Here is a 23,136-nt window from a genome sequence, read left to right as displayed (position 1 = left end):
CGTGCCAGGTGGGCGAAGGGCCCGGGGTGGACGCCATTTGTTTTGACCCAGCTCCGTGAGGTAGGTACGCTCAAGCCTTGTGCCTGGGGTGTGCCTGGGCTCGGGTGCGTGTCCTCAACCGCACGGCGAGTCCGTAAGTGGCCACCGCAATCTGTGTTCCTTCTGCCGTTCGGCAGGGGCCTGCAGTATTCGACACACCCGACCGCGTGGGTCGGAGGGTGTTCCAGGTTAGTTTCACGAACGGCACACAGAAACCGGAGAAGTAGTGCCTACGATCCAGCAGCTGGTCCGGAAGGGCCGGCAGGACAAGGTCGAGAAGAACAAGACGCCCGCGCTCGAGGGTTCGCCCCAGCGTCGTGGTGTCTGCACGCGTGTGTTCACGACCACCCCGAAGAAGCCGAACTCGGCGCTCCGTAAGGTCGCGCGTGTGCGTCTGACCTCCGGTATCGAGGTCACGGCCTACATCCCGGGTGAGGGACACAACCTGCAGGAGCACTCCATCGTGCTCGTGCGTGGTGGCCGTGTGAAGGACCTGCCGGGTGTTCGTTACAAGATCATCCGCGGTTCGCTCGACACCCAGGGTGTCAAGAACCGCAAGCAGGCCCGCAGCCGCTACGGCGCCAAGAAGGAGAAGTAAGAATGCCTCGTAAGGGCCCCGCCCCGAAGCGCCCGGTCATCATCGACCCGGTCTACAGCTCTCCTCTTGTCACCTCGCTGATCAACAAGATCCTCCTCGACGGCAAGCGTTCCACCGCCGAGCGGATCGTGTACGGCGCCATGGAAGGCCTCCGCGAGAAGACCGGCGCTGACCCGGTCATCACGCTGAAGCGCGCGCTTGAGAACGTCAAGCCCTCGCTCGAGGTCAAGTCCCGCCGTGTCGGTGGCGCCACCTACCAGGTGCCGATCGAGGTCAAGCCCGGCCGCGCCGCCACCCTCGCTCTCCGCTGGGTCGTCGGTTACTCCCGCGCGCGTCGCGAGAAGACCATGACCGAGCGCCTCATGAACGAGCTGCTCGACGCCTCCAACGGTCTTGGCGCTGCCGTCAAGAAGCGCGAGGACACCCACAAGATGGCCGAGTCCAACAAGGCCTTCGCGCACTACCGCTGGTAGTCGCTTACCCCATCGAGACCGAGAGAAGATTGAGCCTTATGGCCACCACTTCGCTTGACCTGGCCAAGGTCCGCAACATCGGGATCATGGCCCACATCGACGCGGGCAAGACGACCACCACTGAGCGGATCCTCTTCTACACCGGCGTTTCGTACAAGATCGGTGAAGTCCACGACGGCGCTGCCACGATGGACTGGATGGAGCAGGAGCAGGAGCGCGGCATCACGATCACGTCCGCCGCGACGACCTGTCACTGGCCGCTCAATGATGTTGACCACACCATCAACATCATCGACACCCCCGGTCACGTCGACTTCACCGTCGAGGTGGAGCGTTCGCTCCGCGTCCTCGACGGTGCCGTCACCGTGTTCGACGGTGTGGCCGGCGTCGAGCCCCAGTCCGAGACTGTCTGGCGTCAGGCGGACCGCTATGGCGTGCCGCGTATCTGCTTCGTCAACAAGCTCGACCGTACGGGTGCCGAGTTCCACCGCTGCGTCGACATGATCGTGGACCGCCTGGGCGCGGTTCCGCTGGTCATGCAGCTCCCCATCGGTGCCGAAGCCGACTTCAAGGGCGTCGTCGACCTCGTGTCGATGAAGGCCTTCGTGTGGTCGGAAGAGGCCGCCAAGGGCGAGATGTACGACACCGTCGAGATCCCGGACACCCACAAGGAGGCCGCCGAGGAATGGCGCGGCAAGCTCCTTGAGGCCGTCTCGGAGAACGACGACCAGATGATGGAGCTGTACCTCGAGGGCGTCGAGCCCACCGAGGAGCAGCTGCACGAGGCGATCCGTCGGATCACCCTCGCGTCGAAGGGCTCGGCCGACTCCGTCACCGTGACCCCCGTCTTCTGTGGCACGGCGTTCAAGAACAAGGGCGTCCAGCCCCTGCTCGACGCGGTCGTCCGCTACCTGCCTTCCCCCCTGGACGTCGAGGCCATCGAGGGCCACGACGTCAAGGACCCGGAGCTGGTCGTCAAGCGCAAGCCTTCGGACGACGAGCCGTTCTCCGGCCTGGCGTTCAAGATCGCGAGCGACCCGCACCTCGGCAAGCTCACCTTCGTCCGGATCTACTCCGGTCGCCTCGAGGCCGGCACCGCGGTGCTGAACTCGGTCAAGGGCAAGAAGGAGCGCATCGGCAAGATCTACCGCATGCACGCGAACAAGCGTGAGGAGATCGCGTCGGTGGGCGCCGGTGACATCGTCGCCGTCATGGGCCTGAAGCAGACCACCACGGGTGAGACGCTGTCCGACGACAAGAACCCGGTGATCCTGGAGTCCATGGACTTCCCGGCGCCGGTCATCCAGGTCGCCATCGAGCCCAAGTCCAAGGGTGACCAGGAGAAGCTGGGTGTCGCCATCCAGCGGCTCTCGGAGGAGGACCCCTCCTTCCAGGTGCACTCCGACGAGGAGACCGGCCAGACCATCATCGGTGGTATGGGCGAGCTTCACCTCGAGGTGCTCGTCGACCGCATGAAGCGCGAGTTCCGCGTCGAGGCGAACGTCGGCAAGCCCCAGGTCGCGTACCGCGAGACGATCCGCAAGACCGTCGAGCGCATCGACTACACGCACAAGAAGCAGACTGGTGGTACCGGCCAGTTCGCGAAGGTGCAGATCGCCCTCGAGCCCATCGAGGGTGGCGACGCCTCCTACGAGTTCGTCAACAAGGTCACCGGTGGCCGCATCCCCCGTGAGTACATTCCCTCGGTGGACGCGGGTGCCCAGGAAGCCATGCAGTTCGGCATCCTGGCCGGCTACGAGATGGTCGGCGTCCGCGTCACCCTTCTCGACGGTGGTTACCACGAGGTCGACTCCTCGGAGCTCGCCTTCAAGATCGCCGGTTCGCAGGCGTTCAAGGAGGGTGCCCGCAAGGCGTCCCCCGTGCTCCTCGAGCCGATGATGGCCGTCGAGGTCACCACGCCCGAGGACTACATGGGCGATGTCATCGGCGACCTCAACTCCCGCCGTGGCCAGATCCAGGCCATGGAGGAGCGCAGCGGCGCTCGCGTCGTGAAGGGCCTCGTGCCCCTCTCGGAGATGTTCGGCTACGTCGGAGACCTCCGCAGCAAGACCTCGGGTCGCGCAAGCTACTCGATGCAGTTCGACTCCTACGCCGAGGTTCCGCGGAACGTCGCCGAGGAGATCATCGCGAAGGCCAAGGGCGAGTAACTCTTCCGAGCTCACGCTTTAGGCTTGTCACCGGAGCCCGGTCGGGCATTCGTCCCACTGCGTAAGCAGCGTGGCGAATGCCCCCGGCACCGGCATTCCAGCAAAGATCACCTGGCGCCGATGAAGCAAGGCGTACAGAACCACTCAGGAGGACCCCAGTGGCGAAGGCAAAGTTCGAGCGGACTAAGCCGCACGTCAACATCGGCACCATCGGTCACATCGACCACGGTAAGACGACCCTCACGGCCGCCATTACCAAGGTGCTGCACGACGCGTACCCGGACCTGAACGAGGCCTCGGCCTTCGACCAGATCGACAAGGCTCCTGAGGAGCGTCAGCGCGGTATCACGATCTCGATCGCGCACGTCGAGTACCAGACGGAGTCGCGTCACTACGCGCACGTCGACTGCCCGGGTCACGCCGACTACATCAAGAACATGATCACGGGTGCGGCGCAGATGGACGGCGCCATCCTCGTGGTCGCGGCCACCGACGGCCCGATGCCGCAGACCAAGGAGCACGTGCTCCTGGCCCGCCAGGTAGGCGTGCCGTACATCGTCGTCGCGCTGAACAAGGCCGACATGGTGGACGACGAGGAGATCCTGGAGCTCGTCGAGCTCGAGGTTCGTGAGCTCCTCTCCGAGTACGAGTTCCCGGGCGACGACGTTCCGGTCGTCAAGGTCTCGGCGCTCAAGGCGCTCGAGGGCGACAAGGAGTGGGGTGAGTCCGTCCTCAACCTGATGAAGGCTGTCGACGAGTCCATCCCGCAGCCCGAGCGTGACGTCGAGAAGCCGTTCCTCATGCCGATCGAGGACGTCTTCACGATCACCGGTCGCGGTACGGTCGTCACCGGCCGCATCGAGCGTGGTGTCCTGAAGGTCAACGAGACCGTCGACATCGTCGGTATCAAGACCGAGAAGACCACCACCACGGTCACCGGCATCGAGATGTTCCGCAAGCTGCTCGACGAGGGCCAGGCCGGTGAGAACGTCGGTCTGCTCCTCCGTGGCATCAAGCGCGAGGACGTCGAGCGCGGCCAGGTCATCATCAAGCCGGGTTCGGTCACGCCGCACACCGAGTTCCAGGCCCAGGCCTACATCCTGTCGAAGGACGAGGGTGGCCGTCACACCCCCTTCTTCAACAACTACCGCCCGCAGTTCTACTTCCGTACCACGGACGTGACGGGCGTTGTGACCCTTCCCGAGGGCACCGAGATGGTCATGCCGGGTGACAACACCCTCATGGACGTCGCGCTGATCCAGCCGGTCGCCATGGAAGAGGGCCTGAAGTTCGCCATCCGTGAGGGTGGCCGGACCGTGGGCGCCGGCCAGGTCACCAAGATCCTCAAGTAAGTCCTTGAGCGTCTGACCTGGTTGCTCCGCACAGAGCACCGAGTGGGGCCCCGGCCCACCGCGCGAGCGGTGGGGCGGGGCCCCTCTTCTGTGTGCCGTCACGGGTTACGGGCGCCACGCCCAGGGAAGAGCGTCCGGCCCCAGCCCCACCACCACCGGGCGCCCGTCGTCGCCGAGGCGGAGCACGGCCCCGTCCAGGGCGACGGGCCCGTGCGACCGTACGGCGAGCCGCGTGCCCGTACGGAGCTGGAGCAGGCCGTCGTCGGTGCGGCCGAGCAGCGCGGGGCCGGCAGCGGCCAGTTCGCCGTAGCCGTCGAAGCCAGGGAGGTCAGCGGCTGCCCTGCCCCGTACGGCTGTCGTCACGGCCCGTGCCTGGCCCCGGTAGAACAGGTCCACCGTGCCGTCGGCCGCCGGGAGCGCGGCGGGCGCGTCACCCGGCACGGGGCCGGCGTCGATCTGCGTACGGGCGGAGAGCCCGGTGGCCGGTGTGTCCTGGGTCCAGTGGTGCACCGCGTGGTGTCCCGCCGCGTACACATGGACCCGTCCGGCGCCGTCCACCACCGCGCTCAGGCCGTCCTGGACCTCCCCGCCGCCCAGGTCCCGCCATTCGCCCCAGCTCCCGTCCGGCTCCCGCACCCGGGTGCTGAGCCCCTTCTCCGCGTTGCGTACGAAGAGGTGGACCCGGCCGTCCGGCGCCGTGACCGCCACGGGTACGCCGATGCGGCGGCCGTCGTCCCGGCCCGGCGAGGGGTTGCCGAGACCGCGCCAGGCGCGGAATCCGCGGCCCGGGGCGCTCTGCTCCAGCAGCACGATCTCGCGCTCGTTGTCGGCGCCGTGGCCGCCGAGCGCGGCGAAGCGCAGCCCGAACACGAGGAGCCGGCCGTCGCCCGTGGTGGCCGATCCCAGGGCCGGGGCGAGCGGGCCGCCGCCGAGGTCGTCCGGCGGGCCCCACACCCCGTCGGCGGTGTGCGTCTCTCGCCACCGGACCAGGCGGAGCCCGGCAACGGCGTACGCGGCGAGCCGTCCGCCGGGCTCGGCGGCGACGACGGTACGGGGGCCCGGGTAGCGGTGGCGGGTGGAGCGGACCCAGCCCTTCCTGTTGGTCAGCGGCCGGTCGCCGCCCACGTTGTAGTCGCCGCACCCCGCCGGGTTGCCGCACTCCCAGTCGGGCGAGCCGCCGTAGGGGACGAGGGCCGCGGCCTTCGTTTCGAGCACTCCGGGCGGCAGGTTCTTCGGCCAGTGACGGTTGTAGTACCCGCGGAACGAGGTCGCGGTGAAGCCCGGTACCTCCCCGCCGGCCCGTGTGCTCCTGGCGACCCAGCGGATCATCGCCGCCCAGGCGAAGCACGCGGCGGCGGTGTGGTCGGCGTGGTCGGAGTACCCGTGCTGCTCGCTGTCCGCGCGCCGGACGGCCTCGGTGCTGTGCTGGATGTCCGGATCGGGGTCCAGGGTGTGCACGACGGTGGGCCGGAAGCGCTCCAGCAGCCCGGCGAGGACGTCGATCAGCCCGTCGTACGTGTACGAGCCGGCGCGCCGCAGCGGGGAACCGTCGGCGACGACGGTGCGCAGCACGAGCCGGCGGTCCTGCCAGAGGCTGGGCAGCCCGAGCCGTTGGCGGCCGGTGTGCATGGCCGTGTTCAGGAAGACCAGCTCGACCCGGCGCGTACCGGCGGTCAGGGTGTTGACCTCGGCCCGGTGTCCGTCGCCGAGCTCGGCGACGGACATCTCCCAGGGGGTGAACTTCTCCAGGCCGAGCAGGGTCGCGTACGCCTGCCGCAGCCCCTGGTGGCGCGACGAGGAGTACGCGGACCTGTCCGGCGCCGGGCGGGCGCGGCCGGGGATCTTGTTGACGCCGTCGGCCTCGCCGGCCGTGAGGTACACGCAGACCAGCGGGGTCCCGGCATCGAGCGCAAGCCGGGTGTCGGGGTTCATGAAGTACAGGTCGTCGTCCGGGTGGGCCAGTATCTGCATGAGCAGCGCCCGACGCCCGGTGCTGATGGGCCGGCCGGGCGCGGGGTCCGGTGCGGGGTCCGTACGCCGGGGCGCGGGGACCGAGCAGGCGGTGAGGGCCGCGCCCGCGGCGGCCATGGTGATGACGGCGCGTCTTCGCACACCGTTTCCGGGCAGGGCAGGTCCATCCGTCACGCCACGCACTCCGTCCGCGTCCCCCCGCAGCGGACGGGCGGGTGCCCAGAGCTGCGTGCTGTCGGTCAGCGCAGGTCAGGGCTGTGTGCCTGCTCCTGCGGGGGGATAGACGAGGATCCGGGCGGCGGGGTTGCCTGTTCCGTACGCCGTGGGGGCGGCACGCCTCCGTCACATGATCGTCACGGTTTGCTCCACGCTCTTGTCCGGGCCCGGCCGGGCGGACTGGATGGGTGACGCCATAGCTGTGTGGGGGAGTGGAACAGAACAGTGAGCACCGACATGCCACCGGGCGGGTCGTCCGAGCGCCCGGAACCGGAAGGGCTCGTCTCCGACGAGCAGTGGGCGGAACTCGTCCGGCAGGCCGAGAGGGGTGGAGCAGGCGCGCCGAAGGAGCCCTCGGCCCGCGCCCGGATGGTCACCGCACGCCTGCGCGCGCTGGACGAGCAGGCCGCGCAGGCCCAAGGCAGGGGGCGGCCCTGGGGCAGGAAGCAGGCCCAGCCGTGGCAGCCCGAGGGCTGGCGCACCGGCCCGGACCCGCGGTACGCGAACGGCCGCTCCCGGAAGCGGAAGTTCACCGCCGTCCTGGGGTTCCTCGTGGTCCTGGGCGCCTGTGTCGTCGCCATGCGGCCGAGCCTGGTGACCGGCCACCTCCCCGGAGGGGGCGACGACGGGTCCGGCCAGGACCGGCCGACCCTGGCACAGCCGTTCCAGGGCTCGCCCGCGGTGAGCTGGGCCGACGGGGCGGCGGGCATCGAGCTGCCCGAGGCCGAGGCGGTCGGAGGGATGAGCGAGGACGAGGTCGGGCAGGCCCTGCGGGCGACCCGGCAGCTGCTCATCGCCGCCAACCTCGACCCGGCCACCCTGCGGGGGGAGAAGCCCGACAGGGCGCTGGAGCTGCTCGACCCGCTGCAGAAGGGGGAGCCGGAGCGGCTGGAGCGGTCACTCGCGGAGCCCTCCGAGGAGCAGGACCCGCTGATGCTGTTCAGCCGGTTCGACCCGGCCGAGACGCAGCTCGTGGGGGAGGTGGTCAAGACCCGCGGGGAGATGACCTTCGAAGCGGGCGACGCCGGCTCCGTGGAGGTGCACGCCGACTACACCTTCGTCTACCCGCTGGTGAGGCCCGGAGGGGACGAGGTGGCGCGCACGATCGCGCGGCGGCGGCTGACGACGGTGCTGCACGACCCGGAGAAGTTCGAGGCGACGCGCGGCAAGCTCTCGATCCTCACGTCGGAGCAGAACTTCGGCAACACCGCCTGCGAGGTGAACGACGGCTTCCTGCATCCGTCCTTCCCCAGCGACACCCCGGCCCCGGGCCCTCGTGGGGACGAGGTGGACCCGTACGACCGCGGCGCGTGGCAGCCGGACGGACCCTGCGGGACGCTGGAGCGCAGTTAGGGAGCGCGCGGCTCAGCCCCCGGCGCGCCGCACCATGTACACGTCCACCGCGTCCTCGCGCTCCAGGACGAACCCGTGGCGCTCGTACAGCCGGCGGGCCGCGCTGCCCCGGAGCACGTCGAGGCGCACCGGCACGCCCTCGGCGTCCGTACGGGCCAGGAGCTCCGCCAGGACGGCGGAGCCGATGCCTCCGCCCTGGAGCTCGGGGGCGAGGTAGAAGTGCTCCAGCCACCAGCCGTCCTCGGCGGGACGCAGGGCGACACACCCGGCGAAGACTCCGTCCGACGTCTCCACGACCCAGGTGTGCTCGGGGGCGTAGGCGTCCCGCAGACGCTGCCGGACGCGGTGCTCGTCGTACCGGCCCAGACGCTCCAGGTCGGGGCGCATGACGACGGCCCGGAGCTCGGTCATGACCTCGAGGTCCTCGGACAGGGCGGGACGCAGGCTCCAGGCCCGTACGGTGCTCGTCGACATGGCCGGATTCTGTCAGGCCTCCGCGGCCTCGCGGAGGCGGGTGCGAGAGGCCCCGAAACGTGCCCGCGTTTGACCGGTCCCTCACAGGGGGTAAGATCCCCGGCCCGATTGGCCAGGCCGCCGAGCCGTGTGGCACACTAGCCAGGTTGCTCGGTTGAGTGTCAATGCTGCGCGCCTCCCGCCGGGAGGACCGGAAGCGAGTCCCACAGTACTCGTCGACCCCCAGGGTCGGACGTACGGGAATCTTCCGGGAAGTGTCAGTGGGGCACTGACCAGGCACCCGGTGGGGTTTCGCCCCCGGCAGCGCGGTTTCGGCCCGCACCCCCTTGGTTGGGAAATCCTTCGGGAGATCTTCGTAGAGGGGATGCGACACGCCCGACCGCGTGGGTCGGAGGCGGAGGTTATGAGAACTCCCGGGTTCCAGAGCGTTATGAGAGACAGGACTACTAGTAGCCATGGCGGGACAGAAGATCCGCATCCGGCTCAAGGCCTACGACCACGAGGTCATCGACTCCTCGGCGAAGAAGATCGTCGAGACGGTGACGCGCACTGGTGCGTCGGTCGCGGGCCCGGTGCCGCTGCCCACTGAGAAGAACGTGTACTGCGTCATCAAGTCGCCGCACAAGTACAAGGACTCTCGCGAGCACTTCGAGATGCGCACGCACAAGCGCCTCATCGACATCCTCGACCCCACGCCGAAGACGGTTGACTCGCTGATGCGCCTCGACCTGCCGGCAGGCGTCGACATCGAGATCAAGCTCTGAGGGGACGGGCCGAGATGAGCAAGAACATCAAGGGCGTCCTGGGCGAGAAGCTCGGCATGACCCAGGTCTGGGACGAGAACAACCGGGTCGTCCCGGTGACCGTCGTCAAGGCCGGGCCGTGCGTCGTGACGCAGGTTCGTACGAATGACAGCGACGGCTACGAGTCGGTCCAGATCGCCTTCGGCGAGATCGACCCGCGCAAGGTGAACAAGCCCCTCAAGGGCCACTTCGCCAAGGCCGACGTGACCCCGCGCCGCCACCTGGTGGAGCTCCGCACCCCTGACGCCAGCGAGTACACGCTGGGCCAGGAGGTCACTGCCGAGGTGTTCGAGTCCGGCGTCAAGGTTGACGTCACGGGCAAGAGCAAGGGCAAGGGCTTCGCCGGTGTCATGAAGCGTCACAACTTCAAGGGCCTCGGCGCCGGCCACGGCGTCCAGCGCAAGCACCGTTCCCCCGGTTCGATCGGTGGCTGTGCCACCCCTGGGCGTGTCTTCAAGGGCATGCGCATGGCCGGTCGGATGGGTAACGAGCGCGTCACCACCCAGAACCTGACCATCCACGCGGTTGACGCGGAGAAGGGTCTGCTGCTCATCAAGGGCGCGGTCCCCGGTCCGAACGGCGGCCTCGTCCTGGTCCGTACCGCGGCCAAGGGGGCTTGAGGTAATGAGCACCATTGACATCCTTTCGCCGGCAGGCGACAAGGCCGGTACCGTCGAGCTCCCCGCGGAGATCTTCGACGCGAAGACCAGCGTTCCGCTGATCCACCAGGTCGTCGTCGCACAGCTGGCAGCTGCCCGTCAGGGCACGCACAAGACCAAGACCCGCGGCGAGGTCCGTGGTGGTGGGCGCAAGCCGTACCGCCAGAAGGGCACCGGCCGCGCGCGCCAGGGTTCGACCCGTGCGCCGCAGTTCGCCGGCGGTGGCGTCGTCCACGGCCCGCAGCCGCGTGACTACTCGCAGCGCACCCCGAAGAAGATGAAGGCCGCCGCCCTGCGCGGTGCCCTCTCGGACCGGGCGCGTCACTCCCGCATCCACGTCGTCACCGGCGTGGTCGAGGGTGGGATCTCCACCAAGGCCGCCAAGACGCTGCTCGGCAAGATCTCGGAGCGCAGCAACCTGCTCCTGGTCGTCGACCGCGCCGACGAGGCCGCGTGGCTGTCCGCGCGCAACCTGCCCCAGGTGCACATCCTGGAGCCGGGCCAGCTGAACACGTACGACGTGATCGTCTCTGACGACGTGGTCTTCACCCAGGCCGCTTTCGAGTCCTTCGTGTCTGGCCCCCAGACCGCTGAGACCGAAGGGAGCGCCGCCTGATGAGTGAGGCGACCGTTACCAGCAAGACCTACTCGGACCCGCGCGACGTTCTCGTCAAGCCGGTTGTCTCCGAGAAGAGCTACGCGCTGCTCGACGAGAACAAGTACACGTTCATCGTCGCGCCCGGCTCCAACAAGACCCAGATCAAGCAGGCCGTGGAAGCGGTCTTCTCGGTCAAGGTCACCGGGGTCAACACGATCAACCGGCAGGGTAAGCGCAAGCGCACCAAGACCGGTTTCGGCAAGCGCGCCGACACGAAGCGCGCCATCGTGACCCTCGCCGAGGGCGACCGTATCGACATCTTCGGCGGCCCGACCTCCTGACGGGGGTCGAGACGTCCAGGATCCGGAATTCTTCCGAGGACTGAGAGAACATGGGTATCCGCAAGTACAAGCCGACGACCCCGGGCCGTCGTGGCTCCAGCGTCGCCGACTTTGTCGAGATCACGCGGTCCACGCCGGAGAAGTCGCTGGTCCGCCCCCTGCACAGCAAGGGCGGCCGTAACAACGCCGGTCGTGTGACCGTTCGCCACCAGGGCGGTGGCCACAAGCGCGCCTACCGAGTGATCGACTTCCGTCGTCACGACAAGGACGGCGTGCCGGCCAAGGTCGCGCACATCGAGTACGACCCGAACCGCACCGCGCGCATCGCGCTGCTGCACTACGCGGACGGCGAGAAGCGTTACATCGTCGCCCCCCGTGGTCTGTCGCAGGGTGACCGCGTCGAGAACGGTCCGGGCGCCGACATCAAGCCGGGCAACAACCTGGCGCTGCGCAACATCCCGGTCGGTACGACCATCCACGCCATCGAGCTGCGGCCCGGCGGCGGCGCGAAGTTCGCCCGTTCCGCGGGTGCCTCCGTGCAGCTGCTGGCGAAGGAGGGCACGATGGCCCACCTTCGTATGCCTTCCGGAGAGATCCGGCTGGTCGACGCCCGCTGCCGCGCCACGATCGGCGAGGTCGGCAACGCCGAGCAGTCGAACATCAACTGGGGCAAGGCCGGCCGCATGCGCTGGAAGGGCGTTCGCCCGACCGTCCGCGGTGTCGCGATGAACCCGGTTGACCACCCGCACGGTGGTGGTGAAGGCAAGACCTCCGGTGGACGTCACCCGGTCTCGCCGTGGGGTCAGAAGGAGGGTCGTACTCGCTCGCCGAAGAAGGCATCGAGCAAGTACATCGTCCGCCGCCGCAAGACGAACAAGAAGCGCTAGGAGCGGGTTTAGATGCCGCGCAGTCTCAAGAAGGGGCCCTTCGTCGACGGCCACCTCATCAAGAAGGTGGACGTACAGAACGAGGCAGGCACCAAGAACGTCATCAAGACCTGGTCCCGTCGCTCGATGATCGTCCCGGCCATGCTGGGTCACACCATCGCGGTGCACAACGGCAAGATCCACGTCCCGGTGTTCGTCACCGAGTCGATGGTCGGCCACAAGCTCGGCGAGTTCTCGCCGACTCGCACCTTCCGCGGCCACGTCAAGGACGACCGGAAGTCGAAGCGCCGCTAACCGCGGGGTGGAAACGACTATGACTTACACCGAAGGGACAACCATGGAAGCCAGGGCCCAGGCGCGGTACATCCGCGTCACGCCCATGAAGGCCCGCCGAGTGGTGGACCTCATCCGTGGCATGGATGCCACGGAGGCTCAGGCGGTCCTGCGTTTCGCCCCGCAGGCCGCGAGCGTGCCGGTTGGCAAGGTGCTTGACAGCGCCATCGCCAACGCTGCACACAACTACGACCACACCGACGCCTCTTCGCTGGTCATCAGCGAGGCGTTCGTGGACGAGGGCCCGACCCTGAAGCGGTTCCGTCCGCGTGCTCAGGGCCGTGCCTACCGGATCCGTAAGCGGACCAGCCACATCACCGTGGTCGTCAGCAGCAAGGAAGGAACCCGGTAATGGGCCAGAAGGTAAACCCGCACGGGTTCCGGCTCGGCATTACCACGGACTTCAAGTCCCGTTGGTACGCCGACAAGCTGTACAAGGACTACGTCAAGGAAGACGTCGCCATTCGTCGCATGATGACGAAGGGCATGGAGCGGGCCGGCATCTCCAAGGTGGAGATCGAGCGCACCCGCGACCGCGTCCGCGTTGACATCCACACCGCCCGCCCGGGCATCGTCATCGGCCGCCGTGGCGCCGAGGCCGACCGCATCCGTGGCGAGCTGGAGAAGCTGACCGGCAAGCAGGTCCAGCTGAACATCCTCGAGGTCAAGAACCCCGAGGTGGACGCTCAGCTGGTGGCCCAGGCCGTCGCCGAGCAGCTCTCCTCCCGCGTCTCCTTCCGTCGTGCCATGCGTAAGAGCATGCAGAGCACGATGAAGGCCGGCGCCAAGGGCATCAAGATCCAGTGCGGTGGCCGCCTCGGCGGCGCCGAGATGTCCCGCTCGGAGTTCTACCGCGAGGGCCGCGTGCCCCTGCACACGCTCCGTGCGAACGTCGACTACGGCTTCTTCGAGGCCAAGACGACCTTCGGCCGCATCGGTGTGAAGGTCTGGATCTACAAGGGCGACGTCAAGAACATCGCCGAGGTCCGCGCCGAGAACGCAGCGGCTCGCGCCGGCAACCGTCCGGCTCGTGGCGGCGCTGACCGCCCGGCCGGCCGTGGTGGCCGTGGTGGCGAGCGTGGCGGTCGCGGCCGCAAGCCGCAGCAGTCCGCGCCGGCAGCGGAGGCCCCCAAGGCCGACGCTCCCGCCGCCGCTGCTCCGGCTGAGAGCACCGGAACGGAGGCCTGACCGAAATGCTGATCCCCCGTAGGGTCAAGCACCGCAAGCAGCACCACCCGAAGCGCAGCGGTATGTCCAAGGGTGGCACGCAGGTTGCGTTCGGCGAGTACGGCATCCAGGCGCTGTCCCCGGCGTACGTGACGAACCGCCAGATCGAGGCAGCTCGTATCGCGATGACCCGCCACATCAAGCGTGGCGGCAAGGTCTGGATCAACATCTACCCGGACCGCCCCCTGACGAAGAAGCCTGCCGAGACCCGCATGGGTTCCGGTAAGGGTTCTCCCGAGTGGTGGATCGCGAACGTCAAGCCCGGTCGGGTGATGTTCGAGCTGTCCTACCCGAACGAGAAGATTGCTCGTGAGGCGCTCACCCGCGCTGCTCACAAGCTTCCGATGAAGTGCCGGATCGTTCGGCGCGAGGCAGGTGAGTCGTGATGTCGGCCGGTACCAAGGCGTCCGAGCTGCGCGAGCTGGGCAACGAGGAGCTTCTCAACAAGCTCCGCGAGGCCAAGGAAGAGCTGTTCAACCTCCGCTTCCAGGCGGCGACGGGCCAGCTCGAGAACCACGGTCGGCTCAAGTCCGTCCGTAAGGACATCGCCCGGATCTACACCCTGATGCGCGAGCGCGAGCTGGGCATCGAGACGGTGGAGAGCGTCTGATGAGCGAGAAGACTGTGACTGAGACCAACACCGACCGCGGTTTCCGTAAGACCCGTGAGGGTCTGGTCGTCAGCGACAAGATGGACAAGACCGTCGTCGTCGCTGTCGAGGACCGCGTCAAGCACGCGCTGTACGGCAAGGTCATCCGCCGTACGAACAAGCTCAAGGCCCACGACGAGCAGAACGCTGCAGGCGTCGGCGACCGCGTTGTCATCATGGAGACGCGTCCGCTGTCCGCCACGAAGCGCTGGCGCATCGTCGAGATCCTCGAGAAGGCCAAGTAATTCCTGAGGGGCATTCCCCGCAGGTAAGTTCCGCCAGGCTCGGCGGGGACTCCTTCACCGGAGTCCCCGCCGGGAACCGGCAGACGATCAGGAGATAGACGTGATCCAGCAGGAGTCGCGACTGCGCGTCGCCGACAACACGGGTGCGAAGGAAATTCTCACCATCCGTGTTCTCGGTGGCTCGGGTCGCCGCTACGCGGGCATCGGTGACGTCATCGTCGCCACCGTCAAGGATGCGATCCCCGGTGGCAACGTGAAGAAGGGTGACGTCGTCAAGGCCGTCATCGTTCGCACCGTCAAGGAGCGTCGTCGTCCGGATGGCTCGTACATCCGCTTCGACGAGAACGCCGCTGTCATTCTCAAGAACGACGGCGACCCCCGCGGCACCCGTATCTTCGGCCCCGTGGGCCGAGAGCTGCGCGAGAAGAAGTTCATGAAGATCATCTCGCTCGCGCCGGAGGTGCTGTAAGCATGAAGATCAAGAAGGGCGACCTGGTTCAGGTCATCACCGGTAAGGACAAGGGCAAGCAGGGCAAGGTCATCGTCGCCTTCCCCGCTCAGGACCGCGTCCTCGTCGAGGGTGTCAACCGGGTCAAGAAGCACACCAAGGCCGGTCAGACGGCTCGCGGTTCGCAGACGGGTGGCATTGTCACCACCGAGGCCCCGATTCACGTCAGCAACGTGCAGCTGGTCGTGGAGAAGGACGGCAACAAGGTCGTCACCCGCGTCGGCTACCGCTTTGACGACGAGGGCAAGAAGATCCGCGTTGCCAAGCGGACCGGTGAGGACATCTGATGACGACCACCACTGCGCCGCGTCTCAAGACGCGCTACCGCGAAGAAATCGCCGGCAAGCTGCGTGAGGAGTTCTCGTACGAGAACGTCATGCAGGTCCCCGGTCTGGTCAAGATCGTGGTCAACATGGGTGTGGGCGACGCCGCCCGCGACTCCAAGCTGATCGACGGTGCCGTCAGGGACCTCACCACGATCACGGGCCAGAAGCCGGCCGTCACGAAGGCCCGCAAGTCGATCGCGCAGTTCAAGCTGCGCGAGGGGCAGCCGATCGGCTGCCACGTCACCCTCCGCGGTGACCGCATGTGGGAGTTCCTGGACCGTACGCTGTCGCTCGCGCTTCCGCGTATCCGTGACTTCCGCGGCCTGTCGCCGAAGCAGTTCGACGGCCGTGGCAACTACACCTTCGGTCTCACGGAGCAGGTCATGTTCCACGAGATCGACCAGGACAAGATCGACCGGGTCCGGGGCATGGACATCACCGTGGTCACCACGGCGACCAACGACGACGAGGGTCGTGCCCTGCTTCGTCACCTCGGCTTCCCGTTCAAGGAGAACTGACCGTGGCGAAGAAGGCTCTGATCGCTAAGGCCGCCCGTAAGCCGAAGTTCGGCGTGCGCGGTTACACCCGCTGCCAGCGCTGCGGCCGGCCCCACTCCGTCTACCGCAAGTTCGGCCTCTGCCGCGTGTGCCTTCGTGAGATGGCTCACCGTGGCGAGCTGCCGGGCGTGACCAAGAGCTCCTGGTAATCCTCCTTCGCCCTCGGGCGTCGTAGGACCAGAAAGCTCTCGGTAAGTATCCGGTCGGCAGGAGCCCCTCTCTTCATGCCGTAGGCTTGAAGGGTTGGGCGCCTGCCGCCCTGACCGACTTACTACGCCGTAGGTCCCCGCACCGCACCCGTCCCGCCACTGAGTGGGGAGAGGGATGGCGCATACAGGAAACCCCGGCGAGAGAGGCCGAAGGCCAACTCATGACCATGACTGATCCCATCGCAGACATGCTCACGCGTCTGCGTAACGCGAACTCGGCGTATCACGACGATGTCGCAATGCCGCACAGCAAGATCAAGTCGCACATCGCGGAGATCCTCCAGCAGGAGGGCTTCATCACCGGCTGGAAGGTCGAGGACGCCGAGGTCGGTAAGAGCCTCGTTCTCGAGCTGAAGTTCGGGCCGAACCGCGAGCGTTCGATTGCCGGCATCAAGCGCATTTCGAAGCCGGGTCTGCGTGTATACGCAAAGTCCACCAATCTGCCGAAGGTTCTCGGCGGCCTGGGCGTGGCGATCATCTCCACGTCCCACGGTCTCCTGACCGGCCAGCAGGCCAGCAAGAAGGGCGTAGGTGGGGAAGTCCTCGCCTACGTCTGGTAGTCGGGAACGGAGGAAAAGCTCATGTCGCGAATCGGCAAGCTCCCCATCCAGGTTCCCGCCGGTGTGGACGTCACCATCGATGGCCGCACGGTCGCGGTGAAGGGCCCCAAGGGTTCCCTCTCGCACACCGTCGCAGCGCCGATCGAGGTCACCAAGGGTGAGGACGGCGTGCTCAACGTCGTCCGCCCGAACGACGAGCGTCAGAACAAGGCCCTTCACGGCCTGTCCCGCACGCTGGTGGCGAACATGATCACCGGTGTGACCCAGGGATACAGCAAGGCGCTCGAGATCAGCGGTGTCGGTTACCGCGTCCAGGCAAAGGGCTCCAACCTGGAGTTCGCCCTGGGCTACAGCCACCCGATCCTCATCGAGGCTCCGGATGGCATCACCTTCAAGGTCGAGTCGCCCACGAAGCTCAGCGTCGAGGGCATCGACAAGCAGAAGGTCGGCGAGGTAGCCGCCAACATCCGCAAGCTGCGGAAGCCCGACCCGTACAAGGCCAAGGGCGTCAAGTACGCGGGCGAGGTCATCCGCCGCAAGGTCGGAAAGGCTGGTAAGTAGCCATGGCATACGGTGTGAAGATCGCCAAGGGCGACGCGTACAAGCGTGCCGCTCTCAAGCGGCGCCACATCCGCGTCCGCAAGCACATCTCCGGTTCGCCGGAGCGTCCCCGCTTGGTCGTGACGCGTTCCAACCGCCACATCGTCGCCCAGGTCATCGACGACATCGCGGGCCACACGCTCGCGTCGGCGTCGACCCTGGACACGTCGATCCGTGGTGCGGAGGGTGACAAGAGCGCCCAGGCCAAGCAGGTCGGCGCCCTGGTCGCCGAGCGTGCCAAGGCTGCAGGCGTCGAGGCCGTCGTGTTTGACCGCGGTGGTAACCAGTACGCCGGGCGGATTGCCGCTCTGGCTGACGCCGCCCGTGAAGCCGGGCTGAAGTTCTAAGCCCCGGTTCCAACGCACAGCGGACGTAACAGAGAGAGGTAAATCCAATGGCTGGACCCCAGCGCCGCGGAAGCGGTGCCGGTGGCGGCGAGCGGCGGGACCGGAAGGGCCGTGACGGTGGCGCAGCCGCCGAGAAGACCGCGTACGTCGAGCGCGTCGTCGCGATCAACCGCGTCGCCAAGGTAGTGAAGGGTGGTCGTCGCTTCAGCTTCACCGCGCTGGTCGTGGTGGGCGATGGTGACGGCACCGTCGGTGTCGGATACGGCAAGGCCAAGGAAGTTCCCGCGGCCATCGCCAAGGGCGTCGAGGAAGCCAAGAAGAGCTTCTTCAAGGTCCCGCGTATCCAGGGCACCATCCCTCACCCGATCCAGGGCGAGAAGGCTGCGGGCGTCGTTCTGCTCAAGCCTGCTTCCCCCGGTACCGGTGTGATCGCGGGTGGCCCGGTGCGCGCCGTTCTGGAGTGCGCCGGCGTTCACGACATCCTGTCGAAGTCGCTCGGTTCGTCGAACCCGATCAACATCGTGCACGCGACCGTGGCGGCCCTTCAGGGCCTGCAGCGTCCCGAGGAGATCGCGGCCCGCCGCGGTCTGCCCCTCGAGGACGTCGCCCCCGCGGCTCTGCTCCGTGCGCGTGCGGGAGCGGGTGCGTAATGGCTCGCCTCAAGATCACGCAGACGAAGTCGTACATCGGCAGCAAGCAGAACCACCGCGACACCCTGCGTTCGCTCGGGCTCAAGCGCCTGAACGACGTGGTTGTCAAGGAGGACCGCCCCGAGTTCCGCGGAATGGCCAACACCGTCCGCCACCTCGTGACGGTTGAGGAGGTTGACTGACATGGCGGAGAACAGCCCGCTGAAGGCCCACAACCTCCGGCCTGCCCCGGGCGCCAAGACCGCCAAGACCCGTGTGGGTCGTGGTGAGGCGTCCAAGGGTAAGACCGCAGGCCGTGGTACCAAGGGTACGAAGGCTCGTTACCAGGTTCCGGAGCGCTTCGAGGGTGGCCAGATGCCCCTCCACATGCGTCTCCCGAAGCTCAAGGGCTTCAAGAACCCGTTCCGCACGGAGTACCAGGTCGTGAACCTGGACAAGCTCGCGACGCTCTACCCCGAGGGTGGAGAGGTCACGGTGGCCGACCTGGTCGCCAAGGGCGCCGTGCGCAACAACCACCTCGTCAAGGTCCTCGGACAGGGCGAGATCTCCGTGGCGCTGCAGGTTTCGGTTGACGCCGTCTCCGGCTCCGCCAAGGAGAAGATCGCCGCTGCCGGCGGCACCGTCACCGAACTCGTCTGAGACAACTCGGACAGGACAGTGACCTGAACACCCGACCGGGGATGCCTCTCATTTGGGGCATCCCCGGTTGGTCGTTCCTAGGGGGGCATGTCCGCCGGTAAGGTGGCGTGCGTTGCTGTGGTAAGTCCTGGGCAAACGCCCGGGGTCCTTTGACTGTTACGTAATCGTCGATCCTCAAGACCGTCACCTCACGCTTTGCGCGGGGGTCGCAGGAGGCACCGTGCTCACCGCGTTCGCCCGGGCGTTCAAGACGCCCGACCTGCGCAAGAAGCTGCTCTTCACGCTCGGCATCATCGTGCTCTACCGTCTCGGTGCGCACATTCCCGTACCGGGGGTGAGCTACGAGAACGTCCAGACCTGTGTTGACCAGGCCAGTCAGGGCAACAACAGCCTGTTCGGTCTGGTGAACATGTTCAGCGGTGGTGCACTGCTGCAGATCACGATCTTCGCGCTCGGCATCATGCCGTACATCACGGCCAGCATCATTCTTCAGCTGCTGACCGTCGTCATCCCACGGCTCGAAGCCCTCAAGAAGGAGGGGCAGTCGGGCACGGCCAAGATCACGCAGTACACGCGTTATCTGACCGTCGCGCTGGCCATCCTCCAGGGCACCGGTCTGGTGGCGACCGCCCGCAGCGGCACGCTCTTCAGCGGTTGCTCCGTGGCCGACCAGGTCGTCCCGAACCAGTCGATCTTCACGACCATCGTCATGGTGATCACCATGACCGCCGGAACCGCCGCCGTCATGTGGCTCGGTGAGCTCATCACCGACCGCGGTATCGGCAACGGCATGTCGATCCTGATGTTCATCTCGATCGCCGCCAGCTTCCCCGGCGCCCTGTGGGCCATCAAGCAGAGCGGCAAGCTGGCCGACGGCTGGATCGAGTTCATCACCGTCATCCTCATCGGCTTCGTGATGGTCGGTCTCGTCGTCTTCGTCGAGCAGGCCCAACGCCGGGTTCCCGTGCAGTACGCGAAGCGGATGATCGGGCGCCGGTCCTACGGCGGTACGTCCACTTACATCCCGCTGAAGGTGAACCAGGCGGGTGTGATTCCCGTCATCTTCGCTTCTTCGCTGCTCTACATTCCTGCTCTAATCGTTCAGTTCTCCAACTCCACCGCGGGCTGGGCGACCTGGATTCAGGGCCACTTCGTCAAGGGCGACCACCCGTACTACATCGCGACGTACTTCCTGTTGATCGTGTTCTTCGCATTCTTCTATGTGGCGATCTCGTTCAACCCCGAGGAAGTCGCCGACAACATGAAGAAGTATGGTGGCTTCATCCCGGGCATCCGGGCAGGTCGACCTACTGCCGAGTATCTGAGCTACGTGCTCAACCGGATCACTTGGCCGGGCTCGCTGTACCTGGGACTGATCGCTCTGGTGCCGACGATGGCGTTGGCAGGCTTCGGCGGTGCTAACCAGAACTTCCCGTTCGGCGGGACAAGCATCCTGATCATCGTGGGTGTGGGTCTGGAGACCGTGAAGCAGATCGAGAGTCAGCTCCAGCAGCGCAATTACGAAGGGTTCCTCCGCTGATGCGAATCGTCCTCGTCGGGCCGCCCGGTGCCGGCAAGGGAACGCAGGCTGCGTTCCTTGCCAAGAATCTGTCGATTCCGCACATCTCCACGGGCGACCTCTTCCGCGCCAACATCAGCCAGGGCACCGACCTTGGCAAGCAGGCCCGCGCCTACATGGACGCGGGACAGCTGGTGCCGGACGAAGTCACCATCGCGATGGCCAAGGACCGCATGTCCCAGCCGGATGCCGAGAACGGCTTCCTCCTGGACGGCTTCCCCCGCAATGTGGGGCAGGCCGCGGCGCTCGACGAGACGCTGCATGGCGAGGGCGTCAAGCTCGACGCGGTTCTTGACCTCGAGGTCCCCGAGGACGAGGTGGTCAAGCGCATCGCCGGCCGCCGTATCTGCCGCAACGACAGCGCGCACGTCTTCCACGTGACGTACAACCCGCCGAAGACCGAGGGCGTCTGCGACGCCTGCGGCGGCGAGCTGTACCAGCGGGACGACGACACCGAGGAGACGGTCCGTACCCGTCTCGAGGTCTACCACACGCAGACCGAGCCGATCATCGACTACTACCGGTCCCAGGGCCTGGTCGTCACGATCTCCGCGCTTGGCAAGGTCACCGAGGTGACCGAGCGGGCCATGGAGGCCCTCAAGTCCGACAAGGGCTGAGCCTCCCCCCGTCCCACCACTGCAGCCGGCCGCGGCGCCCTCGGGCGTCGCGGCCGACTGTTTGTGCGCCGTATCGTGGAGTACGGCTCCGACGACCACCTCCGTACGCAGAAAGGCGCCCAGCGATGGTGCAGATCAAGACCCCCGAGCAGATCGCGAAGATGCGCGAGGCGGGCCTCGTGGTCGCTGCCATTCACGCCGCCACCCGCGAGGCGGCGGTGCCCGGCGCCACGACGAAGGACCTGGACGAGGTCGCCCGCAAGGTGATCGCCGACCACGGAGCCAAGTCGAACTTCCTGGGCTACGGCGGATTCCCCGCGACGATCTGCACCTCGGTCAACGAGGTCGTCGTCCACGGCATCCCGGACGAGAAGACGGTCCTCAAGGACGGCGACATCATCTCGATCGACGCCGGCGCGATCATCGACGGCTGGCACGGCGACGCGGCGTACACCGCCTTCGTAGGCACCGGTCACGCCCCGGAGCTCGTCGAGCTCTCCCGGGTGACCGAGGAGTCGATGTGGGCCGGGATCGCCGCGATGAAGGTGAACAACCGGCTCGTCGACATCTCGAAGGCCATCGAGTCCTACATCCGCCGCCAGCCCCGCCCGGCGACCGGTAAGTACGGGATCATCGAGGACTACGGCGGCCACGGCATCGGCACCGAGATGCACATGGACCCGCACCTGCTGAACTACGTCTCGCGCAAGCGCGGCAAGGGCATCAAGCTGGTCCCCGGTGTCTGCCTGGCCATCGAGCCGATGGTCTCGCTGGGTACGGCGCAGACGAAGGTCCTCGCCGACGAGTGGACGGTCCTCACGACCGACGGCACCTGGTCCTCGCACTGGGAGCACTCGATCGCCCTCACGGAGCAGGGCCCGCTGGTCCTGACCGCCCCGGACTGCGGCCGCGAGAGGCTCGCGCGGTACGGCGTCGAGGCGGCGCCGGATCCCCTCGGCTGAGCCCGCTCACCAGTTCTGCCCCGCTGATCTGTGTCTAAGGATCAGAGGAAGTGGGCAAACTTGACGGATTCGTCTTTTGGAGTCCGCTGACGTAGACTGACTCGTCGGCTCTCGTGCATCCGTGTGTCTACATGCGGCGACGGGAGTCGATCAAGGTAGCCGATTCGAAAGGCGAAGCGTGGCCAAGAAGCAAGGTGCCATCGAAATTGAGGGCACCGTGATCGAGTCCCTCCCGAACGCCATGTTCAAGGTGGAACTCCAGAACGGTCACAAAGTCCTCGCGCACATCAGCGGCAAGATGCGGATGCACTACATCCGTATCCTCCCGGATGACCGGGTCGTCGTGGAGCTGTCTCCGTACGACCTGACGCGTGGCCGGATCGTCTACCGGTACAAGTAGATCTTGCCGCCATCCCGCTTCGGCGTGGTGAGGGCACTGACCCGGAGAACCTGACATCCCATGAAGGTCAAGCCGAGCGTCAAGAAGATCTGCGACAAGTGCAAGGTGATCCGCCGTCACGGCCGGGTCATGGTCATCTGCGACAACCTGCGCCACAAGCAGCGCCAGGGCTGACGCACGACCACCTGCATCTCGCAGCTCTTCGCGCGACGCACGTAAACGTACATACGCAGAGCCCGTCCAAGCTTCGGCTGACGACACCTCCGGCGGGGGCCGGGGACCTGGGCGTACCACCTCTTCCCACGCGGTCGAGGTCGGCGTTCGGGAGCGGCACTGTGGAAGACCCCCGAAATAACAACTGGAGCCATTGAATGGCACGCGTTTCAGGTGTTGACATCCCGCGCGAAAAGCGCGTGGAGGTTGCCCTCACCTACGTCTTCGGTATCGGGCGCACCCGGTCCAAGGAGATCCTCGCCACCACCGGCGTGAACCCGAACACCCGCGTTCGTGACCTGGCCGAAGAGGACCTGGTCAAGATCCGCGAGTACGTCGACGCCAACCTTCGCACCGAGGGTGACCTTCGCCGCGAGATCCAGGGCGACATCCGCCGCAAGATCGAGATCGGCTGCTACCAGGGCATCCGGCACCGTCGCGGTCTGCCGGTCCACGGTCAGCGCACCAGCACGAACGCGCGTACCCGCAAGGGCCCGCGTCGCGCCATCGCCGGTAAGAAGAAGCCGGGCAAGAAGTAGTCCTCAGCGGACGTACTGCGGATGTCCGGTCACCGGGCGTTCGC

The 23,136-nt window shown here is 66.9% G+C and carries 34 protein-coding genes; 32 read left to right on the top strand and 2 right to left on the bottom strand.

Going from position 1 to position 23,136, the window contains the following annotated elements; all coding sequences use genetic code 11:
• Nucleotides 1–265: 265 nt before the first annotated feature.
• The 4 genes from rpsL (at nucleotide 266) to tuf (ending at nucleotide 4,630) form a co-directional block, all read left to right on the top strand.
• The gene (gene rpsL, locus ACIRD8_RS08085) at nucleotides 266–637 is read left to right on the top strand and encodes a 30S ribosomal protein S12 (protein ID WP_003948652.1); all 372 of its coding nucleotides are present in this window, start codon (nucleotides 266–268) and stop codon (nucleotides 635–637) included.
• A 2-nt stretch (nucleotides 638–639) separates the two neighbouring features.
• Entirely contained in the window at nucleotides 640–1,110 is a 471-nt protein-coding gene (gene rpsG, locus ACIRD8_RS08080; protein WP_018101248.1) for a 30S ribosomal protein S7, read from the top strand.
• Nucleotides 1,111–1,148: 38 nt separating this feature from the next.
• Nucleotides 1,149–3,278, top strand: coding sequence for an elongation factor G (gene fusA, locus ACIRD8_RS08075; protein ID WP_403987819.1), 2,130 nt, complete (start codon nucleotides 1,149–1,151; stop codon nucleotides 3,276–3,278).
• A 158-nt stretch (nucleotides 3,279–3,436) separates the two neighbouring features.
• The gene (gene tuf / locus ACIRD8_RS08070) at nucleotides 3,437–4,630 is read left to right on the top strand and encodes an elongation factor Tu (protein ID WP_099173853.1); all 1,194 of its coding nucleotides are present in this window, start codon (nucleotides 3,437–3,439) and stop codon (nucleotides 4,628–4,630) included.
• Nucleotides 4,631–4,735: 105 nt separating this feature from the next.
• Here the strand turns inward: tuf and ACIRD8_RS08065 are convergent, their stop codons facing one another.
• Complete coding sequence (locus tag ACIRD8_RS08065; RefSeq protein WP_403988679.1) at nucleotides 4,736–6,718, bottom strand: PIG-L family deacetylase; 1,983 nt, start codon at nucleotides 6,716–6,718, stop codon at nucleotides 4,736–4,738.
• A gap of 324 nt (nucleotides 6,719–7,042) precedes the next feature.
• Between ACIRD8_RS08065 and ACIRD8_RS08060 the strand changes: the two genes are divergently transcribed.
• Nucleotides 7,043–8,170 carry a hypothetical protein gene (locus ACIRD8_RS08060; RefSeq protein ID WP_403987816.1) on the top strand — a complete coding sequence of 376 codons (1,128 nt, stop codon included), beginning with the start codon at nucleotides 7,043–7,045 and terminating at the stop codon, nucleotides 8,168–8,170.
• Nucleotides 8,171–8,182: 12 nt separating this feature from the next.
• Here ACIRD8_RS08060 and ACIRD8_RS08055 read toward each other — a convergent pair whose 3' ends face one another.
• Nucleotides 8,183–8,644: a GNAT family N-acetyltransferase gene (locus ACIRD8_RS08055; RefSeq protein ID WP_403987813.1), complete on the bottom strand. Its 462-nt coding sequence runs from the start codon at nucleotides 8,642–8,644 to the stop codon at nucleotides 8,183–8,185.
• Between the two features lie 455 nt (nucleotides 8,645–9,099).
• Between ACIRD8_RS08055 and rpsJ the strand changes: the two genes are divergently transcribed.
• The 27 genes from rpsJ (at nucleotide 9,100) to rpsM (ending at nucleotide 23,092) form a co-directional block, all read left to right on the top strand.
• The gene (gene rpsJ / locus ACIRD8_RS08050) at nucleotides 9,100–9,408 is read left to right on the top strand and encodes a 30S ribosomal protein S10 (RefSeq protein ID WP_003948644.1); all 309 of its coding nucleotides are present in this window, start codon (nucleotides 9,100–9,102) and stop codon (nucleotides 9,406–9,408) included.
• A gap of 14 nt (nucleotides 9,409–9,422) precedes the next feature.
• The gene (gene rplC / locus ACIRD8_RS08045; protein WP_014154591.1) at nucleotides 9,423–10,067 is read left to right on the top strand and encodes a 50S ribosomal protein L3; all 645 of its coding nucleotides are present in this window, start codon (nucleotides 9,423–9,425) and stop codon (nucleotides 10,065–10,067) included.
• A 4-nt stretch (nucleotides 10,068–10,071) separates the two neighbouring features.
• The gene (gene rplD, locus ACIRD8_RS08040) at nucleotides 10,072–10,722 is read left to right on the top strand and encodes a 50S ribosomal protein L4 (RefSeq protein ID WP_033297600.1); all 651 of its coding nucleotides are present in this window, start codon (nucleotides 10,072–10,074) and stop codon (nucleotides 10,720–10,722) included.
• Complete coding sequence (rplW, locus tag ACIRD8_RS08035; protein WP_014154589.1) at nucleotides 10,722–11,045, top strand: 50S ribosomal protein L23; 324 nt, start codon at nucleotides 10,722–10,724, stop codon at nucleotides 11,043–11,045. Before rplD ends, rplW begins: the two co-directional genes overlap by 1 nt.
• Before the next feature lie 50 nt (nucleotides 11,046–11,095).
• Nucleotides 11,096–11,932, top strand: a complete 837-nt coding sequence (gene rplB, locus ACIRD8_RS08030; RefSeq protein ID WP_099173848.1) for a 50S ribosomal protein L2 — start codon at nucleotides 11,096–11,098, stop codon at nucleotides 11,930–11,932.
• A gap of 12 nt (nucleotides 11,933–11,944) precedes the next feature.
• Nucleotides 11,945–12,226, top strand: a complete 282-nt coding sequence (gene rpsS / locus ACIRD8_RS08025) for a 30S ribosomal protein S19 (RefSeq protein ID WP_003966956.1) — start codon at nucleotides 11,945–11,947, stop codon at nucleotides 12,224–12,226.
• A gap of 43 nt (nucleotides 12,227–12,269) precedes the next feature.
• A complete protein-coding gene (gene rplV, locus ACIRD8_RS08020; RefSeq protein ID WP_056552397.1) occupies nucleotides 12,270–12,617 on the top strand; it encodes a 50S ribosomal protein L22 in 348 nt (115 codons plus the stop codon).
• Entirely contained in the window at nucleotides 12,617–13,453 is an 837-nt protein-coding gene (rpsC, locus tag ACIRD8_RS08015; RefSeq protein WP_014047784.1) for a 30S ribosomal protein S3, read from the top strand. Before rplV ends, rpsC begins: the two co-directional genes overlap by 1 nt.
• Before the next feature lie 5 nt (nucleotides 13,454–13,458).
• Nucleotides 13,459–13,878 (top strand): 50S ribosomal protein L16, encoded by a 420-nt coding sequence (gene rplP / locus ACIRD8_RS08010; protein WP_014154587.1) that lies wholly within the window; start codon nucleotides 13,459–13,461, stop codon nucleotides 13,876–13,878.
• Complete coding sequence (gene rpmC / locus ACIRD8_RS08005; RefSeq protein WP_014047786.1) at nucleotides 13,878–14,102, top strand: 50S ribosomal protein L29; 225 nt, start codon at nucleotides 13,878–13,880, stop codon at nucleotides 14,100–14,102. The genes rplP and rpmC overlap by 1 nt, the downstream gene beginning before the upstream one ends.
• Nucleotides 14,102–14,386 carry a 30S ribosomal protein S17 gene (gene rpsQ, locus ACIRD8_RS08000; protein WP_069171155.1) on the top strand — a complete coding sequence of 95 codons (285 nt, stop codon included), beginning with the start codon at nucleotides 14,102–14,104 and terminating at the stop codon, nucleotides 14,384–14,386. Before rpmC ends, rpsQ begins: the two co-directional genes overlap by 1 nt.
• 100 nt (nucleotides 14,387–14,486) lie before the next feature.
• A complete protein-coding gene (gene rplN / locus ACIRD8_RS07995; RefSeq protein WP_003974257.1) occupies nucleotides 14,487–14,855 on the top strand; it encodes a 50S ribosomal protein L14 in 369 nt (122 codons plus the stop codon).
• A 2-nt stretch (nucleotides 14,856–14,857) separates the two neighbouring features.
• Nucleotides 14,858–15,181, top strand: a complete 324-nt coding sequence (gene rplX / locus ACIRD8_RS07990) for a 50S ribosomal protein L24 (protein WP_014047788.1) — start codon at nucleotides 14,858–14,860, stop codon at nucleotides 15,179–15,181.
• A complete protein-coding gene (rplE, locus tag ACIRD8_RS07985) occupies nucleotides 15,181–15,738 on the top strand; it encodes a 50S ribosomal protein L5 (RefSeq protein WP_014047789.1) in 558 nt (185 codons plus the stop codon). The genes rplX and rplE overlap by 1 nt, the downstream gene beginning before the upstream one ends.
• A 2-nt stretch (nucleotides 15,739–15,740) precedes the next feature.
• On the top strand, nucleotides 15,741–15,926 hold the full coding sequence (locus ACIRD8_RS07980; protein ID WP_003948630.1) for a type Z 30S ribosomal protein S14: 186 nt from the start codon (nucleotides 15,741–15,743) through the stop codon (nucleotides 15,924–15,926).
• A gap of 221 nt (nucleotides 15,927–16,147) precedes the next feature.
• On the top strand, nucleotides 16,148–16,546 hold the full coding sequence (gene rpsH / locus ACIRD8_RS07975) for a 30S ribosomal protein S8 (RefSeq protein WP_014154584.1): 399 nt from the start codon (nucleotides 16,148–16,150) through the stop codon (nucleotides 16,544–16,546).
• Between the two features lie 21 nt (nucleotides 16,547–16,567).
• A complete protein-coding gene (gene rplF, locus ACIRD8_RS07970; RefSeq protein ID WP_275493830.1) occupies nucleotides 16,568–17,107 on the top strand; it encodes a 50S ribosomal protein L6 in 540 nt (179 codons plus the stop codon).
• Nucleotides 17,108–17,109: 2 nt separating this feature from the next.
• On the top strand, nucleotides 17,110–17,493 hold the full coding sequence (gene rplR, locus ACIRD8_RS07965; RefSeq protein WP_033297607.1) for a 50S ribosomal protein L18: 384 nt from the start codon (nucleotides 17,110–17,112) through the stop codon (nucleotides 17,491–17,493).
• Nucleotides 17,494–17,540: 47 nt separating this feature from the next.
• Nucleotides 17,541–18,143 carry a 30S ribosomal protein S5 gene (gene rpsE, locus ACIRD8_RS07960; RefSeq protein ID WP_014047793.1) on the top strand — a complete coding sequence of 201 codons (603 nt, stop codon included), beginning with the start codon at nucleotides 17,541–17,543 and terminating at the stop codon, nucleotides 18,141–18,143.
• Entirely contained in the window at nucleotides 18,143–18,325 is a 183-nt protein-coding gene (rpmD, locus tag ACIRD8_RS07955; protein ID WP_041985698.1) for a 50S ribosomal protein L30, read from the top strand. Before rpsE ends, rpmD begins: the two co-directional genes overlap by 1 nt.
• Before the next feature lies 1 nt (nucleotide 18,326).
• A complete protein-coding gene (gene rplO / locus ACIRD8_RS07950) occupies nucleotides 18,327–18,782 on the top strand; it encodes a 50S ribosomal protein L15 (protein WP_014047794.1) in 456 nt (151 codons plus the stop codon).
• A 220-nt stretch (nucleotides 18,783–19,002) separates the two neighbouring features.
• Nucleotides 19,003–20,322 (top strand): preprotein translocase subunit SecY, encoded by a 1,320-nt coding sequence (secY, locus tag ACIRD8_RS07945; protein WP_403987808.1) that lies wholly within the window; start codon nucleotides 19,003–19,005, stop codon nucleotides 20,320–20,322.
• Nucleotides 20,322–20,978 carry an adenylate kinase gene (locus tag ACIRD8_RS07940; protein ID WP_403987805.1) on the top strand — a complete coding sequence of 219 codons (657 nt, stop codon included), beginning with the start codon at nucleotides 20,322–20,324 and terminating at the stop codon, nucleotides 20,976–20,978. The genes secY and ACIRD8_RS07940 overlap by 1 nt, the downstream gene beginning before the upstream one ends.
• A gap of 125 nt (nucleotides 20,979–21,103) precedes the next feature.
• Entirely contained in the window at nucleotides 21,104–21,940 is an 837-nt protein-coding gene (gene map / locus ACIRD8_RS07935) for a type I methionyl aminopeptidase (protein WP_403987803.1), read from the top strand.
• A gap of 178 nt (nucleotides 21,941–22,118) precedes the next feature.
• The gene (gene infA, locus ACIRD8_RS07930; protein WP_003956442.1) at nucleotides 22,119–22,340 is read left to right on the top strand and encodes a translation initiation factor IF-1; all 222 of its coding nucleotides are present in this window, start codon (nucleotides 22,119–22,121) and stop codon (nucleotides 22,338–22,340) included.
• A 60-nt stretch (nucleotides 22,341–22,400) separates the two neighbouring features.
• Entirely contained in the window at nucleotides 22,401–22,514 is a 114-nt protein-coding gene (rpmJ, locus tag ACIRD8_RS07925) for a 50S ribosomal protein L36 (RefSeq protein ID WP_003956441.1), read from the top strand.
• 197 nt (nucleotides 22,515–22,711) lie between these two features.
• Entirely contained in the window at nucleotides 22,712–23,092 is a 381-nt protein-coding gene (gene rpsM, locus ACIRD8_RS07920) for a 30S ribosomal protein S13 (RefSeq protein WP_014047799.1), read from the top strand.
• The last annotated feature ends 44 nt before the right edge of the window (nucleotides 23,093–23,136 follow it).

Origin of the sequence: Streptomyces sp. NPDC102451 (genome assembly GCF_044765485.1) — a bacterium.
In the GTDB taxonomy this organism is placed as follows: domain Bacteria; phylum Actinomycetota; class Actinomycetes; order Streptomycetales; family Streptomycetaceae; genus Streptomyces.
The sequence above is the reverse complement of the archived record's forward strand: the minus strand, read 5'-3'. Positions and strand labels throughout refer to the sequence as shown.